Origin of the sequence: Halomonas sp. S3-1-1 (assembly GCF_023757625.1) — a bacterium.
Lineage (GTDB): Bacteria > Pseudomonadota > Gammaproteobacteria > Pseudomonadales > Halomonadaceae > Vreelandella.
Genome location: NZ_JALGBZ010000003.1, coordinates 423,580 through 439,021, shown reverse-complemented (window position 1 = coordinate 439,021; position 15,442 = coordinate 423,580). Strand labels below are relative to the sequence as shown.

Annotated in this window: 13 protein-coding genes; 5 read left to right on the top strand and 8 right to left on the bottom strand. The window is 64.2% G+C overall.

What is annotated here, in order from left to right:
• Positions 1 to 93: 93 nt before the first annotated feature.
• The 4 genes from ybiO to trhO all read right to left on the bottom strand — a co-directional run bounded on the left by ybiO (position 94) and on the right by trhO (position 5,028).
• Positions 94 to 2,457, bottom strand: a complete 2,364-nt coding sequence (gene ybiO / locus MQW23_RS11390) for a mechanosensitive channel protein (RefSeq protein ID WP_252108215.1) — start codon at positions 2,455 to 2,457, stop codon at positions 94 to 96.
• Between the two features lie 159 nt (positions 2,458 to 2,616).
• Positions 2,617 to 3,048 (bottom strand): YqaA family protein, encoded by a 432-nt coding sequence (locus MQW23_RS11385; RefSeq protein ID WP_252108214.1) that lies wholly within the window; start codon positions 3,046 to 3,048, stop codon positions 2,617 to 2,619.
• Positions 3,049 to 3,090: 42 nt separating this feature from the next.
• Positions 3,091 to 3,909 (bottom strand): IclR family transcriptional regulator domain-containing protein, encoded by an 819-nt coding sequence (locus MQW23_RS11380; protein ID WP_252108213.1) that lies wholly within the window; start codon positions 3,907 to 3,909, stop codon positions 3,091 to 3,093.
• Positions 3,910 to 4,080: 171 nt separating this feature from the next.
• Complete coding sequence (trhO, locus tag MQW23_RS11375) at positions 4,081 to 5,028, bottom strand: oxygen-dependent tRNA uridine(34) hydroxylase TrhO (RefSeq protein WP_252108212.1); 948 nt, start codon at positions 5,026 to 5,028, stop codon at positions 4,081 to 4,083.
• 236 nt (positions 5,029 to 5,264) lie between these two features.
• Between trhO and MQW23_RS11370 the strand changes: the two genes are divergently transcribed.
• On the top strand, positions 5,265 to 5,951 hold the full coding sequence (locus tag MQW23_RS11370; protein ID WP_252108211.1) for a pirin family protein: 687 nt from the start codon (positions 5,265 to 5,267) through the stop codon (positions 5,949 to 5,951).
• Positions 5,952 to 6,047: 96 nt separating this feature from the next.
• Here the strand turns inward: MQW23_RS11370 and serA are convergent, their stop codons facing one another.
• On the bottom strand, positions 6,048 to 7,292 hold the full coding sequence (gene serA, locus MQW23_RS11365; RefSeq protein WP_252108210.1) for a phosphoglycerate dehydrogenase: 1,245 nt from the start codon (positions 7,290 to 7,292) through the stop codon (positions 6,048 to 6,050).
• Between the two features lie 260 nt (positions 7,293 to 7,552).
• Here serA and MQW23_RS11360 point away from each other — a divergent pair, with 260 nt between their 5' ends.
• Genes MQW23_RS11360 through dxs form a run of 3 tightly spaced genes read left to right on the top strand, consistent with a single transcriptional unit; the run spans position 7,553 to position 10,718 of the window.
• The gene (locus tag MQW23_RS11360) at positions 7,553 to 7,849 is read left to right on the top strand and encodes an exodeoxyribonuclease VII small subunit (protein ID WP_252108209.1); all 297 of its coding nucleotides are present in this window, start codon (positions 7,553 to 7,555) and stop codon (positions 7,847 to 7,849) included.
• Entirely contained in the window at positions 7,843 to 8,733 is an 891-nt protein-coding gene (locus MQW23_RS11355; protein WP_252108208.1) for a polyprenyl synthetase family protein, read from the top strand. Before MQW23_RS11360 ends, MQW23_RS11355 begins: the two co-directional genes overlap by 7 nt.
• Before the next feature lie 47 nt (positions 8,734 to 8,780).
• Positions 8,781 to 10,718 (top strand): 1-deoxy-D-xylulose-5-phosphate synthase, encoded by a 1,938-nt coding sequence (dxs, locus tag MQW23_RS11350; protein ID WP_252108207.1) that lies wholly within the window; start codon positions 8,781 to 8,783, stop codon positions 10,716 to 10,718.
• A gap of 73 nt (positions 10,719 to 10,791) precedes the next feature.
• On the opposite strand, the gene MQW23_RS11345 is transcribed toward dxs, so the two are convergent.
• The 3 genes from MQW23_RS11345 to MQW23_RS11335 all read right to left on the bottom strand — a co-directional run bounded on the left by MQW23_RS11345 (position 10,792) and on the right by MQW23_RS11335 (position 14,430).
• Positions 10,792 to 11,733, bottom strand: coding sequence for an aldo/keto reductase (locus MQW23_RS11345; protein WP_252108206.1), 942 nt, complete (start codon positions 11,731 to 11,733; stop codon positions 10,792 to 10,794).
• A 97-nt stretch (positions 11,734 to 11,830) separates the two neighbouring features.
• The gene (locus MQW23_RS11340) at positions 11,831 to 12,106 is read right to left on the bottom strand and encodes a MarR family transcriptional regulator (RefSeq protein WP_252108205.1); all 276 of its coding nucleotides are present in this window, start codon (positions 12,104 to 12,106) and stop codon (positions 11,831 to 11,833) included.
• Entirely contained in the window at positions 12,106 to 14,430 is a 2,325-nt protein-coding gene (locus MQW23_RS11335) for an FdhF/YdeP family oxidoreductase (RefSeq protein ID WP_252108204.1), read from the bottom strand. The genes MQW23_RS11340 and MQW23_RS11335 overlap by 1 nt, the downstream gene beginning before the upstream one ends.
• A 208-nt stretch (positions 14,431 to 14,638) precedes the next feature.
• Here MQW23_RS11335 and djlA point away from each other — a divergent pair, with 208 nt between their 5' ends.
• A complete protein-coding gene (djlA, locus tag MQW23_RS11330; RefSeq protein WP_252108203.1) occupies positions 14,639 to 15,421 on the top strand; it encodes a co-chaperone DjlA in 783 nt (260 codons plus the stop codon).
• Positions 15,422 to 15,442 lie beyond the last annotated feature (21 nt).

The window sequence follows — 15,442 nt, the reverse complement described above, 5'->3', positions numbered from 1 at the left end:
TCGGCCCAAACCGGAAAAACATGAGCAGCCCAAACGCAGCGGGGCCGCCCGAAGGCGGCCCCGCTGGTCGTTACTGACGCGTCCTTAAACGTCTCAGGTCTCGTCGGCGTCGTCCACGTCGTCATGGTGCGGCGTTTTGTGATCCGCCTCGCTGGTCTGCTGGCTGGGCGGCGTTGCCTCGGAGATGGGCGTTTGAACGGCGCTCTTCTCCTTGGCCGTCGAGTCCAGAATCCGCAGGTTCGCGGGTGGCGCCTTGCCGTCGCGGTCCTCGCCGAAGTAGAGCGTGGTGTGCGGGAACGGGATCTCGATGCCGGCTTCGTCGAAGCGCATCTTGACCAGCCGGTTGAAGGCCCGGCCCACGCCCCACTGATCGCCAGGTGTGGTCTTGATGACCACGCGGATGTTCACCGAGCTGTCGGCAAGCGCGGTCACACCGGCCACGGTCATATCCGCCAAGAGCTTGAAGCCGTGCTCTTCGCTCGCTTTTAGATCCTCATAGGCCAGTTGAAGCTGCTCGATGGCGTAGTCGATGCTCTCGCGGTAGGCGATGCCGTACTCGCCGACGTGGTTGCCGTACTCGCGCATGTAGTTCGAGACGGTATCCACGCTCGAGAACGGTACGATGTGGTAGGTACCGGAAAGGTCACGAATCGCCACCGAGCGGATGCTCAAACGCTCCGCCGTACCGGTGATGCCGCCCACGGTAACCACGTCGCCAGTGTTCATGGCGTTTTCGATCTGGATGAACACGCCGGTGATCACGTCCTGCACCAGTTTCTGAGCGCCAAAACCGATCGCCAGACCCAGCACCCCGGCACCGGCAATCAGCGGGCCGATGTTGATACCGATTTCCGACAGCAAAATCATGCCGGTGATGGTCACCATGGCGATCGCCAGGGCGTTACGGAACAGGCTCAAGAGCGTTTTGGCCCGGGCCGAAGGCTCGCCACCGCCGGTTTCCGGGTTGAGCTTGTGCTCGATCAAACTCGCCAGCGCCAGCCAAATGCCCAGCGCGACGATGAGAATCACCGCGATGCTGATCAGCCGGCCCACGATGAGCGCACCGCGCTCGGAGGCGTACCAGGCGGCCAGGTTGAAAGCACCCCAGGCATCCAGCACGACCATGACCACGGCCACCAGAATGATGGTGCGAATCACGCGCAGGGCGTTGGGGATGTAGCTATTGAGCCGATGTTCGAGCATCGGAAGCTTACGGCGAAGATCCGCCGAAAGCTCGATACGCCGGCCGATGAACTGGGTCAAAAAGCTCGAGAGCAGAATGCCGATGACCACCGCGACTAGCGTTTTGAGCGTGGCGAACAGCACGAAGGGCAGCGCGTCGCCCGGGCGCACCAGCGTCAACACGAACACAATCAGGAAATAGAGCAGCGCGAACAAATGCCAGGTACGGGCAAAGAGCCTCAAGGAAAGGCGGCTCGCCGTCATCGTGCTCTGGCGGCTCATATCGCTCAGGTTGTCGCGCAGGCGCACGCGGTTTTTCAGCACCACGGCCACAGCGTAAATGAACGCCAGGACCATGATCAGCGTGCCGACCGCCTGACCCAGCGCCGGGGCGATATAGAAGTTGATCAGTGGCACCACGACCATCAGGCCGTAGCCGACCATGCCGACCAGCCGCGCAATCCAGCGGTTCCAGTAGCCCGCCTCCTTGGCCGAGATGGGCAGCAGGCGCAGCCCCTCGTAGCGCGACGAAAAAAGCATTCTAAACGCCGCCTTGATCAGCTCGATGACCAAAAAGGCGTTGAGGAACAGCGAGGCGCGCGTGGAGAGTTCGCCGGTTTCGCCCACCGCGAAGGTCGCGATCAAATTACCCACCACGTAGGCGGCACCGATGATCAGCGCGTCGATCAGCGCTGCGATGATCACGCAGCCAATCAGACGCAGAATCGAGGTCGAGCGCTCACCGTACTGCGACCAGCCGCTCAACTTGGTGAACAGTGACTTCGCCAGCCGGCGAAACAGCATGAAAATGACGAAGGTGGAGGCGATGACGATGCCCAGATTGATCGCCGCGGTGATGAAGGCCGCGCTATCGAAGCTGTCGCTGCTCTGGCCACTAAAGATTCCGGTGACGACCCCCGCCGCCTGCTCGAGCTGGGTACCGATATTGCCCACCACGCTGCTGGTGAGCTCGGCGAGCTGGCGTGGAAGCGACACGTCTTCCGGGGCTAGATTCCCCCCTTCGGCAGCGGCCTCCGGCGAGAGTTGGGCGTCCAGCGCGTCCGGCATCGAAGAGGCTTCGCTGCGCAGGCGTTCGATCAGCTCCTGGCGCGCCTGATCGTTTTCGAGCAGATCGGCCAGCGCCTCGTAGGAGGGAGGCGAATCGGCGGTTTCGTCGTCGGCGCTAAGCGTGGTTTGAGCCAGCGCCGGGCTCATCATGGCAAAAAGCGCAAGCAGCCAAACGCCCAGCCAGGGTAGTAAACGTGATGGCGTCACACCGGAGTCTCCCTTTGGGTGAAGTAGTGTATTCAATCTAACGGCTTAACCGCGTTATGCAAATCATAGCGAGCAGGCGCCTCGCGTCCAGCGCCGCGCCTTTTGCAGCGCGTGGCAGGGTAACATGGGCGCCCTTTGGCGGGTTATCCGCCGCGGGCATTAAGGGCAGTAAGGCGCCAGCCACTGCGCGGAAAACGCCAGCACCAGCGCGTAGCGCGCGCCCTTGGCCAGCAGGATCAGCGCCGCCGCGCGCCACCAGGCAAGACGCAAGAGACCGGCCACCACGGTGAGCGGGTCGCCTATGACCGGCACCCAGCTCAGCAGCAAACTGTATGCACCAAAGCGCTGGTACCAGCGGCTGGCGCGGGCAAGCTGGGCGGCCGTAGCGGGAAACCAGCGCCGGTGCTGAAACCGGCGGGCGTAGCGGCCAAGGGCGACGTTGATCAAACTGCCCAGCGTGTTGCCGAGTGTAGCCACCAGCCAGAGGGCGACCCAGGGCTCGCCCTGACACCACTGGCGGGCAAGCCACACCTCGGAGCCGCCGGGCAAGAGCGTGGCGCTTAAAAGCGCGACCCAGAAAAGGCTGACCACGGGCGTCGAGCGCTACAGGAGAGACATTCGGTACGCGACGCGCTAGGGCAGCCGGCCGCCGAGCCGGGCGGTGATATTGTTCGCCGCCTCGCGCACCAGCTCGCCAAGCGCCATCAGGCGCTCTTCGGGAATGCGCGCCATCGGCCCCGAGACGGAGATCGCCGCCAGCGGCATGCGCCGTTCATCAAAAATACACGCCGCCACGCAGTGCAGGCCAATGGCGTGCTCTTCGCGGTCGCAGGCGAAGCCCTGGGCGCGAATGGTGCGCACCTCAAACTCGATCGCCTCCGGGTCGAAGAAGGTGTTGGGCGTGACGCGCGACAGCGCATCGCCTCTCAAGAGCTCGGCGCGCTCGTCGTCGCTCATGCCCGCCAACAGCGCCTTGCCCACGCCGGAGGCGTGAAGCGGCGCGCGCGAGCCGAGCTTGGTGATCATGCGCATCATCTGGGTGGATTCGTGCTGAGCGAGAAACACGGCCGTGGCGCCATCGCGAATGCCAAGGTTGGCGGTTTCGCCGGTGTCCTGAGTGAGGCGGCGCAGAAACGGGCGGCTGGTGGCCACCACGTCGCGCGCTTCCAGAAAGCTGTTGCCGATACGAAACGTCTTGACGTCGATGCGCCAAAGCCCCTGCTCACCTTCTTGCGTGACGAAGCCCTGGCTCTGTAGCGCTTGGAGCAGGCGGTGGGTGGTCGAAGGCGCCAGCTCCGCCGTCTCGGCGAGCTCGGAAAGCGCCATGCCCAAGGGGCTTGCCGCCAGATGCTCGAGCAGCGTCAAGCCGCGTACCAGCGACTGGCTGTGCCCACCGCTGGCTTTTGCGGCCCCGGCCGGGCGTCCTACGGACCTGCGCTTGGCCTCACTCACCGTACGTTCTCCTTAACTCGCTTACCGCGCAGCGCTCGCCGCGCAAAACGATCAGGATAACGCGAGGCGCAGGCGAATGTCGCGTTTGCGGAAATAAATCCCATTCTGACGGTAAAAACGCCGATAGCGCCCACCGGCGCTATCGAACGAGAATCGTAAGAGTAAAACGGCTTAGGCGCGCCGGCGCTGATCATGACCAAGCGGATGGGGCTCGCCGCGGGCCTTGGCCAGATCAATCTGGCGCTGGCGCTCGCGGGCCGCCGCACGGGTCTTCTCCGGCAACGAGTCGATGCAGTGCGGGCAGCTGATGCCCGGCTCATAGGCCGCATCCGCCATATCCTCTTCGGAAATCGGCCGGCGGCAGGCATGGCACTGCTCGAAAGCGCCTTCGCTCAGATCGTGGCGCACGGTGACGCGGTTGTCGAACACGAAACACTCACCGCGCCATAGCGACTGCTCCTCGGGCACCTTTTCGAGATAGTTCAGCACGCCGCCCTTGAGATGGAACACCTCTTCGAAGCCTTCATTGAGCATGAAACTCGACGCCTTTTCGCAGCGAATGCCGCCGGTGCAGAACATGGCGACCTTCTTATGCCTGGCCGGATCGTAATGCTTGCGCACGTACTCGGGAAACTCGCGGAAGGTGGCGGTTTTGGGATCGATGGCGCCTTCGAAGCTGCCGATCTCCACTTCGTAGTCGTTGCGCGTATCGATGACCAGCACTTCCGGGTCACTGATCACGTCGTTCCACTGTTCCGGCTCGACGTAGGTGCCAACAGACGCGTTGGGATCGACGCCGTCAACGCCCATGGTGACGATCTCGCGCTTGAGCTTCACCTTGGTGCGGTAAAACGGCATCTCGTCACAAAACGACTCTTTATGGTCGAGATCCATAAGGCGCTCATCGCTACTCAGCCACTCGAGCAGGGCGTCGATGCCCTCGCGCGAGCCGGCCACGGTGCCGTTGATGCCTTCACGGGCGAGCAGCAGCGTACCTTTCACGCCGTGATCGACCATGGCCTGTCTAAGCGGCTCGCGCAGCGCCTCGAAGTCGTTGAGGGTGACGAATTTATACAGCGCGGCCACCACGATGGGGGCCGTCGAGGAAGGTTGGGTCATCGAACTCTCCTGGTAGTCGCCCTCGTAAAGGGCGGACCGGGTTAAAAAACGCGCTCATTCTAACGCAAGCGCTGCCCGGGTGCAGCAAGGCCGGATTGACGCAGATCAAGCCGGCTCGCCGGTTAACGCTCGATTTTATCGACGCGATCGGGGGAAAAGCTTCACTTTGCCCGCGCAGCGGCGGGCGTATAGTGAGCGGCACTGGTTAATGCCATGGATTGACACGGAGAACCTGCATGAACATTCGCCGCTCTAATGATCGCGGCTACGCCGACCACGGCTGGCTGCGCTCGTATCACACGTTTTCGTTCGCCAACTACATGGACCCGGCGCACATGGGGTTTCGCGCGCTGCGAGTCATCAACGAGGACCGCGTCGCTCCGGGCCACGGCTTCGGCACCCATCCGCATCGTGACATGGAGATCATCTCCTGGGTGCTCGACGGTGAGATGGCGCACGAGGACAGCCTGGGCAATGGCGAAACCATGCGCCCGGGAGACGTGCAGCGCATGTCCGCCGGTACCGGCGTGCGCCACAGCGAGTACAACGCCTCCAACACTCAAGGCCTGCACTTTCTGCAGATCTGGATCGAAACCGCCACCCCCGGCATGGCGCCGAGCTACGCGCAAAAGCACTTCCCCCGCGCCGAGCGCGAGCAGCGGTGGTGTTTGCTCGCCTCGCAAAACGCGGCCCAGGGCTCCATCAGCCTTCATCAGGACGTTAATCTGTATACCGGCCTGTTCGATGACGACCTGCCCGCCCCGCCGCCCCACCGCTACGCGTGGCTGCACTTGGTCAAGGGCGAGCTCACGGTCAACGGTACGCGCCTGCTGGCCGGCGACGCCGCCGCCCTCGACCCCGAGGAGCCGCTCGAACTGACCGACGCCGCCAGCGCCGATGTGCTGCTGTTCGATTTGGCGTGAGCGCCGCCCAAGGCGCAAAAAAACCGGCCTCCCGAAGGAGGCCGGTTTGAAACGGATGGCCCATGGCTAGCGCTACAGGCCTATAAACCTACAGGCTTAGCTGTTGTGCGATGAGTAGAGCACGCGAATCTTGAGCGTGTGCTCGACCTGCTTGAGCGCCTCCAATGCCTGGGGGCCGTAGGCCTTGTCCACGTCGATCACCACGTAGCCGACCTTTTCGTTGGTCTGCAGGTACTGGCCAGAGATGTTGATGCCGTCTTCCGAGAGCACGCGGTTGATCTGTGACATCACGCCGGGAACGTTGTCGTGAATGTGCAGCAAGCGGTGCTTGTCCGGGTGGGCGGGCAGCGCCACTTCCGGGAAGTTGACCGAGGTGATGGTGGTGCCGTTATCGGAGTAGGTGGTGAGCTTCTCGGCCACTTCGATGCCGATATTTTCCTGGGCTTCCAGGGTCGAGCCGCCGATGTGCGGGGTGAGAATGACGTTCTCGAGACCGCGCAGGGGGCTTTCGAAAGTTTCGCTATTACCCTTGGGCTCGACCGGGAAGACGTCCACCGCCGCGCCGTTGAGATGGCCGGACTTGATCGCCTCGGCCAGCGGCTCGATCTCGACCACGCTTCCGCGCGAGGCGTTGATGAAGATCGCCCCGGGTTTCATCGCCGCGATCTCTTTTTTGGTGATCATCCAGCGCGTGGAGGGCAGATCCGGCACGTGCAGGCTGACCACGTCCGAGCGGCTCAAAAGCTCCTCGAGACTGCCGACTTGGCTTGCGTTGCCCATACCGAGCTTGGTGATGACGTCATAATAGATGACGTTGAAGCCCAGCGACTCGGCCAGCACCGAGAGCTGCGCGCCGATGCTGCCGTAACCAACGATGCCCAAGGTCTTGCCGCGGGCTTCGTGGGAGTTGGCGGCAGATTTCAGCCAGCCGCCCTGGTGGGCGCGCGCGTTTTTCTCCGGAATGCCGCGCAGCAGCATGATCGCTTCGGCAAGCACCAGCTCCGCTACCGAGCGGGTGTTGGAGTACGGCGCGTTGAACACCGCTACCCCGCGCTTGAGCGCGGCGTTCAAATCGACCTGGTTGGTCCCGATGCAGAAACAGCCAACCGCCACCAGCTTCTCGGCCGCGGCGAACACGCGCTCGTTGAGCTGCGTGCGCGAACGAATGCCGATGAAGTGAACATCGCGGATCTTATCGATCAGCGCCTCTTCGTCCAGCGACGTAGGCAGGTGCTCGATATTTTCATATCCGGCGTTGCGAAAATTGTCCACCGCGCTCTGGTGGACGCCCTCGAGTAGCAGGATTTTGATCTTGCTCTTGTCCAGGGACGTTTTGGCCATGACTGAATCAACCTCTATGTTCGGCGACGCGCGCCGTTTATCGGTTCATGAAAGGCCGCTATGGTAGCACAGCCCGCGCCTTCCCCGGCGTTCCGGCTTTATGAAAAGTGTGCGTTTTCAAAATGAACGCAGCGCACGTTGGCTGCCAAGCCCCGCGGGCGCAAGGGCAGACCACCTCTGGGTCTGGGTGTATACTGTGCCCTCGATAGCAGGCACACTCGCCGCCCAACGCATGGGCGCCAATAGGCAGGCACGGGTCAATGAGCGATACCACTCCCCCTTCACAGGATTTTGCCGCCACGGTTTCCCGCCTGGAGACCCTGGTGGAGCGGCTGGAATCAGGCGAGCTCTCTTTGGAAGAGGCGCTGACCGCATTCGAGGAGGGCGTGACGCTGACCCGCGACGCCCAAAAGCGCCTGGACAGCGCTGAGCTCAAGGTGCGCGCGCTTAGTGAAGACGGCGACGGTAAGCTCACAATGACGCCGTTCGAGAGCCCGGCCGACGCCGCAGCGAGCGCCTCCCCCGACGACAACGCCGAGGATACGCCCCCATGGTAAGCGAGCGCCCCACCTCCTTGCGCGAGCACCGCGACACCAGCCGCGCTCGGGTCGACGCCACGTTAGAGGCGCTGTTGACCGACGGTACCGTCGATGCGCGCCTGGACGCGGCGATGCGCCACGGCCTGCTGGTCGGCGGCAAGCGCCTGCGCCCGCTGCTGGTCTACCTGGCGGGCCAAGCGCTAGGCGCCGATGACAAAGCGCTCGACGCCCCGGCCGCCGCCATCGAGCTGATTCACGCCTACTCGTTGATCCATGACGACCTGCCGGCGATGGACGACGACGACCTGCGCCGCGGCCAGCCCACGGTGCACAAGGCGTATGACGAAGCCACCGCGATTCTGGCCGGCGACGCCCTGCAGGCGCTCGCCTTCGAAGTATTGGCGCGCCCGCGCCCGCCAAGGCTTGCCGCCATGGTCACCACCCTGGCCGTCGCCTCCGGGCGCCAAGGCATGGTGGCCGGCCAGGCGCTGGATCTGGCCGCCGTAGGCGGACTTCCCGACGTCGAAGCGCTCAAGCACATGCACGCGCACAAGACCGGCGCGCTGATCGAAGCCGCGGTGCGCCTGGGCGGGCTTTGCGCCGTCGATGAGGACGACCCGCGTCTCGAGGCGCTGGCTCGCTACGCCCGCGCCATTGGGCTAGCCTTTCAAATTCATGACGATGTGCTGGACGTGACCGGCGATACGGCCACGCTTGGCAAGATCTCCGGCGCCGACGCCGCGCGTGCCAAGCCCACCTATTCGAGCCTGCTGGGTCTTGATGGGGCCCGGCAAAAGGCGCGCGAGCTGGTCGATGAGGCCCAAACGGCGCTTGAACCCCTTGGCGAGAACGCCGCGCCCTTGATCGAGCTTGCCGCCTATATGATCGAGCGCGACCACTAAACGAGCGCTGTCTCGACAGTGTCTGTATAAAAAATGACCGTGACTACATGCCCATGAAGCTGTTCGACGAGATTTCCCGCGAGCGCCCGGTAACGCCGCTGCTCGACGCCATTGATCACCCGGCCGCTCTGCGCGCCATGAACGACGCCCAGCTCGCCGAGCTTGCCGACGAGCTGCGTGCTTACCTTCTGTACAGCGTGGGCGTTTCCGGCGGCCACTTCGGCGCGGGCCTTGGCGTGGTCGAACTCAGCGTGGCGCTGCACCACGTCTTTGACACCCCCAGAGACCGGCTGGTGTGGGACGTGGGCCACCAGGCCTACCCGCACAAGATTTTGACCGGGCGGCGCGAGGCGATGACCGGCATCCGCCAGCACGGGGGCTTGGCCGCCTTTCCGCGCCGTGCGGAATCCGAATTCGACACCTTCGGCGTGGGCCACTCGAGTACTTCGATCTCCGCCGCGCTCGGCATGGCCTTGGCCGCCCGCGCGCAAAACGATGACCGCAAGGTGTGCGCGATCATCGGCGACGGCGCGCTGACCGCGGGCATGGCGTTCGAGGCGCTGACCCACGCCGGACACGTCGATGCCAACATGCTAGTGGTGCTCAATGACAACGAGATGTCGATCTCGGAAAACGTCGGCGGGCTTGCGACCTATCTGGCGCGCATGCTCTCGAGCAAGCCGTATCTCAAAATGCGCGAAGAGAGCAAAAAGGTGCTCTCGCACCTCCCCGGCGCCTTGAAGTTTGCCAAGCGCACCGAAGAGCACATGAAGGGTTTCGTCAGCCCCGCAACGCTTTTTGAAGAGCTCGGCTTCAACTACGTCGGCCCCATCGACGGCCACGACCTGGAAGCGCTGACCGATACGCTAAGCGCGCTGCGCGAACAGAGCGGCCCGCAGTTTCTGCACATCAAGACCGTCAAGGGCAAGGGCTTTCTGCCCGCCGAGGCGGACCAGATCGGCTACCACGCCATTACCAAGCTGGAGAAGCCGCAAGGCGCTAAAGCCGAGGCGAAAAAGCCCGCCGCCGCCCCGGCCGCGCCAAAGCAGAAGTACTGCAACGTGTTCGGCAACTGGCTGTGCGACATGGCCGCCTCGGACAAACGGCTGATGGGCATTACCCCGGCCATGCGCGAAGGCTCGGATCTGATCCGCTTCTCGAAAGAGTACCCCGAGCGCTACTTCGACGTGGCGATTGCCGAGCAGCACGCGGTGACCCTCGCCGCCGGTATGGCCTGCGAGGGCATGAAGCCGGTGGTGGCGATCTACTCCACCTTCCTGCAGCGCGGCTATGATCAGCTGATTCACGACGTAGCGGTACAGGGGCTCGACGTCACCTTCGCCATCGACCGCGCCGGGCTGGTCGGCGAGGATGGCCCGACCCACCACGGCAGCATGGATATTTCGTTTCTGCGCTGCGTGCCCAACATGGTGATCCTCGCCCCGGCAGACGAAGCCGAGTGCCGCGCCATGCTGAGCGCCGCCTACCGGTTTGAGGGCCCGGCGGCGGTGCGCTATCCCCGCGGCACCGGCCCTGGCGTAGCGGTGCCCGAGCACCTGGAGCCCTTGACTATTGGCCGCGCCGACACGCGCCGGCGCGCCGACGGCGACGGCGACGGCCCTAAAGTCGCGCTGCTGGCATTCGGCAGCATGAACGGCCCGGCCGAGGAAGTCGCCGAGGCGCTGGGCGCCACCCATATCAACATGCGCTCGATCAAGCCGCTGGACCGCGATGCGGTGCTCACCGCCGCCGCCGAGCACGATCTGCTGGTGACGCTCGAAGAGAACGTGGTGGCCGGCGGCGCCGGCAGCGCCATCAGCGAGCTGCTGCACTTGGAAAACGTGGCCGCCAACGTGCTGCACCTGGGCCTGCCCGACAGCTTCGTCGAGCACGGCACGCCGGACGAGCTCTTGCGCGACTGCGGGTTGGATGCCCCGGGCATTCAGGCGGCGATCGAAAAGCGCCTGGCGCAGCTAAACGGCTAGCCCCAACGAAAACCGGCAGGTCATCTGACCTGCCGGTTTGCCGTTTCACGGCTATAAAGCCGTCTTGCAGCGCTTACTCTCCGGCCGCGTTCAGCCGCTCGATCGCCTCACCGGGAAGTGTTAGCTCGACCGCGTCGAGCGTATCGTCGAGCTGCTCAAGCTTCGTGGCGCTGGCGATCGGCGCGGTGACGCCGTCCTTGGCCAGCAGCCAGGCGAGCGCCACCTGGGCGGGCTTGGCGTCGAGTTCGTCGGCCACGCTTAAAAGCTCACCCAGCACGCGCTTGCCGCGCTCATCGAAGTAGTGGCCGAGAAACTGCTCGCGGTCGCTGCCTTTGGTATCCTCGAGGGTTTTGTACTTGCCGGTCAGAAAGCCGCTGGCGAGCGAGAAGTAGCTCACCACGCCGAGTGCCTGCTCGCTTGCCAGCGTTTTTAGCTCGCCTTCGTACTTGTCGCGCTCGACGAGGTTATAAAGCGGCTGAATCAGCTCGTAGCGCGGCAGCCCCTGCTCTTTGGAGACGTCCAGCGCCTGGCGCAGGCGCCCGGCCGAGTAGTTGGACGCGCCGATCGTGCGCACCTTGCCCGCCTCGATCAGCTTCGAGAACGCGGTGAGCGTCTCCTCGAGCGGCGTGTCCTGGTCGTCGGTGTGGGCGAAGTAGACGTCGAGGTAGTCGGTATTAAGCCGCGTGAGCGAGTCGTTGACCGCCGCTTCGATGTTGGACCTTGATAGCCCCTTGCGCGCCTCCCACAGCCCCACCTTGCTCATCAGCACGATGTCGTTGCGCTTTCCGCTTTGCTTGAGCCACTTGCCCAGCACTTTCTCGGACTCGCCGCCGCGATGCCCCGGCGCCCAGGACGAGTAAACGTCGGCGGTATCCACGGCGTTGAAACCGCGCTCGACGAAGCGGTCCAAAAGCTCGGACGAGCGCTTCTCGTCGGCGGTCCAGCCGAACACGTTGCCGCCAAACGCGAGCGGCGCGATCTCGATGCCGGAGCGGCCCAGTGGGTGTTTGTTCATCATCCTACTCCCTGTTGGATTTTGAGGGTGCGCGAGGGTTTGAGATAGCGCGCTGTTGTCAGCCTGGCAGGCCACGGCGGCGACGCCGGTACGGCCGCTAAGCCAACGTGTTGGGTAGAGAACGCAAACGCTCGATACGCAGCGCCGGCGTCGCTTTGCCAGCGGCGGTAAGGCGCACCCAGCCTTGGGCTTCGAGCTCGGCGCAGGCGCGGCGGATCAGCGCGTGTTCGATCTCCAGGCGCCGCGACAGCCGCGCGCTGGAAATTCCACCCTCGCCCTGCTCATCGAGCGCCAGCAGCACCAGCGCTTGCAGCGCGTCGAGCGCTGGGTAGGTGCGCTGAAGGCTCTCAAGCGCGCGCTCGAGCGTCTGCATCAGGCAATACGGGCGCTGGGTTCAAGACGAATGGCGATGGATTTGTACGCCGGGGTATGGCTGCCCTCGCCCTTGTGGGAGAGCGGTACCAGCGGATTGGTTTCCGGATAGTAGGCCGCCGCGCAGCCGGCCGGGGTGTCGTAGGCCACGACCTTGAAGCCTTCGACCCGGCGGGCAATGCCATCGTCGGATTCGCCGACCAGATCGACCCACTGCCCGGCGGATACGCCCAAGCGCTCGATATCCGCCTTGTTCAGAAACACCACCTGGCGGCCGTTTTCGATGCCGCGGTAACGGTCGTTGTAGCCGTACACCGTGGTGTTGTACTGATCGTGAGAGCGCATCGTCTGCAGCGTCAGCCAGCCGTCGCGCGCGGCCATGCGCTGGTGCATCACGCCCTTTGGCAGTGGCGCGTGGGAGAACACGGCCTTGCCGCTTTCGGTCGGGAACTTGCGCTCGGCGGTGGGGTTGCCAAGCCAAAAACCGCGCGGCACGCGCACCCGCTCGTTGAAGTTGTCAAAGCCGGGAATGACCTCGGCAACGTGCTCGCGAATCACATCATAGTCGTTTCTCATCGCCGCCCAATCGACCGCCTCGCTTCCTACCAGCTTTTCGCCAAGCTGGGTCAACAGCGCGATTTCCGAGGGCAGGTGGCGGCTTGCCGGGCGGTTGATGCCCGCGGAGCCGTGCACCATGCTCATGGAATCCTCGACGGTGATCAGCTGGGTCTTGCCGCCGGTTTTGTCGATTTCGCTGCGGCCAAGGCAGGGCAGAATCAGCGCTTTTTCCCCGGTGATCAGGTGGCTGCGGTTGAGCTTGGTGCTGATGAACGCGGTCAGCCGGCACTGGCTCATCGCCGCTTCGGCCACGAAGGTATCCGAAATCGCGCGGGTGAAGTTGCCCGCCAGACCCACGAACACCTTACCCGGCGCGTCGCGCATCGCGGCGACTGCGGCCACGGAATCGACCCCGTGCTCGCGCGGCATGGGCCGCTTATAGCGGGCCTCGAGAGCATCCAACAGCTCGTCGGAAGGCTGCTCGAAGATGCCCATGGTGCGGTCGCCCTGCACGTTGGAGTGTCCACGCACCGGCGAGGTGCCGGTGCCGGGCCGACCCAAATTGCCGCGCAGCATCAAAAGATTCACGATCTCGCGCACGGTGGGTACCGAGTGTTCGTGCTGGGTGATGCCCATCGCCCAGCAGATGATGGTGGCATTCGAGCGGGCGTAGAGCTCGGCGGCCTTCTCCATCTCGGCCCGGGTGAGCCCGGACTGCGCTTCGAGATCCCCCCACGTGGTCGCCTCGACCAGCGTCTGGTACGCCTCGAGCTGCTCGGTGTGCTCGCTGAGAAAGGCGTGGTCGAGCACCGTTTCGCCGCTGGCCTCGCGCTCGAACAGCGCCTTGGCAATGCCGCGCACCGCCGCCATGTCGCCGCCCAGTTTGGGGCAGAAGTAGTGCGAGCTGATGCGGTGGCTGCCGTTATGCATCATCTCCAGCGGCTTCTGCGGGTCGGCGAATTTCTCCAGGCCGCGTTCGTGAAGCGGATTGAAGCTGGCGATGATGGCGCCGCGCTCGGCGGCTTCGCGCAGCGTGCCGAGCATGCGCGGGTGGTTAGTGCCCGGGTTCTGACCGAAGACGAAGATTGCCTCGGCGTGCTCGAAATCCTCGAGGCGCACGCTGCCCTTGCCGGTGCCCAGCGCGTCGCCCAGCGCCACGCCGCTCGCCTCGTGGCACATGTTGGAGCAGTCCGGCAGGTTGTTGGTGCCGTAAAGGCGCGCAAGCAGCTGGAACACGTAGGCGGATTCGTTGCACGCCTTGCCGGAGGTGTAGAAAATCGCGTCGTCCGGGGTGGGCAGCGCCTTGAGCTCGTCAGCGATCAGCGTGAGCGCATCGTTCCAGCTGATCGGCTCATAGTGGTCAGTCTCGGCGTTGTAGGTCATGGGCTCGACCAGCCGGCCTTGGTCCTCGAGGCGATAGTCGTCCCAGCTTTTGAGCTCGGTGACGCTGTAGCGGGCGAAGAAGTCGCGCTTGACCCGCTTGGCGGTCGCCTCCCAGGTCACCGCCTTCACGCCGTTTTCGCAAAATTCGAACGACGAGCCGTGCTCCGGGTCGCCCCAGGCACAGCCGGGGCAGTCGAAGCCGTCGGGCTGGTTGAGTTTCAAAAGCGAACGGGCGTTGGTCGCCGGCGAGCGGCTGTGCAGGAGATGCTGGCCCACCGCCTTGAGCGCGCCCCACCCGCCAGCCGGGTTGCGATACGTGCCCACGTCCGGGTCGTGTTCGCGGGCTTTTTTATCGGCGGGTTTCTGGCTACTGGGCGAGGTCATTGCGCATCTCCTGGCGAGGCGTTCGGGGCGGCCATTGGCGTAGCCGCCGACCGTTATCAAGCTCATAAAGTCTGGACAAAAGTCCGACAAGGTCAAGCGAGAGAAACCAATCCTTCTATACTGACTCTCAATTCTCGATATAGTGGCGCTGGATAACCACTTAGCCCGCCCTTTTTTCACCCGTTTTGAGAGAGCTTTTGAGAGAGCCATGGTATTTCTAACGATTTCGACGCTGCTGTTTGGATTATTGGGCCTTGCCCTGTTCGGCCCGGTGGGGCTTTTGATTGGCGGTGCCTTCGGCTTCTGGATCGCCCAGCGCGCCGTGCGCCGGCTGCTGACCGCCCGCGTGCAGATCGAGCAGGGGTATCTGGAGTCGGTGTTTTCGGTCATGGGCTGCCTCTGCCAAGCCGACGGTCGCGTCAGTGACGGTGAGCGCGACATCGCCGAGCGCCTGTTCACCCAGATGCGTTTCAACGACGCCCAGCGCCGCCAAGCGCGCGCCGCCTTCGAGCGCGGCCGGGCCGACGATTTCGACCTCGAGGCGGAGCTTGCCACGGTCGGGCAGCTGACTCGCCGCCAGCCGATGCTGCGCCAGATCTTTTTGCAGGTACAGCTCAACGCCATCGCCGCCGACGGCGAGATTCACGACGACGAGCGCGCGATGATGATGCGCGTGGCCCGCGGCATCGGCTGCAGCGACACCGAGATTCAGCAGCTCGAAGCGATGCTTGAGCGCGCGGCCAGCAACGGTCAGGCGACCAGCGAGGCCTCCCTGAAGGATGCCTACCGGGTGCTTGGCGTCAGTGAAGAGGCGAGCGACGCCGAAATCAAAAAGGCCTACCGTCGCCTGATGAGCCAGAACCACCCGGACAAGCTGGCCGGCAAGGGCCTGCCCGAGAGCATGCGCGACATGGCCCAGCAGCGCACCAGCGAGATCAGTAACGCCTTCGAGCGCATCAAATCCGCTCGCGAGGCGGGCTCGAGCGGTTAGTCTCGAACGCAGCCGCCTTTC

Coding starts and splice junctions, on each gene's coding strand:
- trhO (WP_252108212.1), bottom strand. CDS start 5,028: ATGACCCAACCTTCCTCGACGGCCCCCATCGTGGTGGCCGCGCTGTAT.
- MQW23_RS11370 (WP_252108211.1), top strand. CDS start 5,265: ATGAACATTCGCCGCTCTAATGATCGCGGCTACGCCGACCACGGCTGG.
- serA (WP_252108210.1), bottom strand. CDS start 7,292: ATGGCCAAAACGTCCCTGGACAAGAGCAAGATCAAAATCCTGCTACTC.
- MQW23_RS11360 (WP_252108209.1), top strand. CDS start 7,553: ATGAGCGATACCACTCCCCCTTCACAGGATTTTGCCGCCACGGTTTCC.
- MQW23_RS11355 (WP_252108208.1), top strand. CDS start 7,843: ATGGTAAGCGAGCGCCCCACCTCCTTGCGCGAGCACCGCGACACCAGC.
- dxs (WP_252108207.1), top strand. CDS start 8,781: ATGCCCATGAAGCTGTTCGACGAGATTTCCCGCGAGCGCCCGGTAACG.
- MQW23_RS11345 (WP_252108206.1), bottom strand. CDS start 11,733: ATGAACAAACACCCACTGGGCCGCTCCGGCATCGAGATCGCGCCGCTC.
- MQW23_RS11340 (WP_252108205.1), bottom strand. CDS start 12,106: ATGCAGACGCTCGAGCGCGCGCTTGAGAGCCTTCAGCGCACCTACCCA.
- MQW23_RS11335 (WP_252108204.1), bottom strand. CDS start 14,430: ATGACCTCGCCCAGTAGCCAGAAACCCGCCGATAAAAAAGCCCGCGAA.
- djlA (WP_252108203.1), top strand. CDS start 14,639: ATGGTATTTCTAACGATTTCGACGCTGCTGTTTGGATTATTGGGCCTT.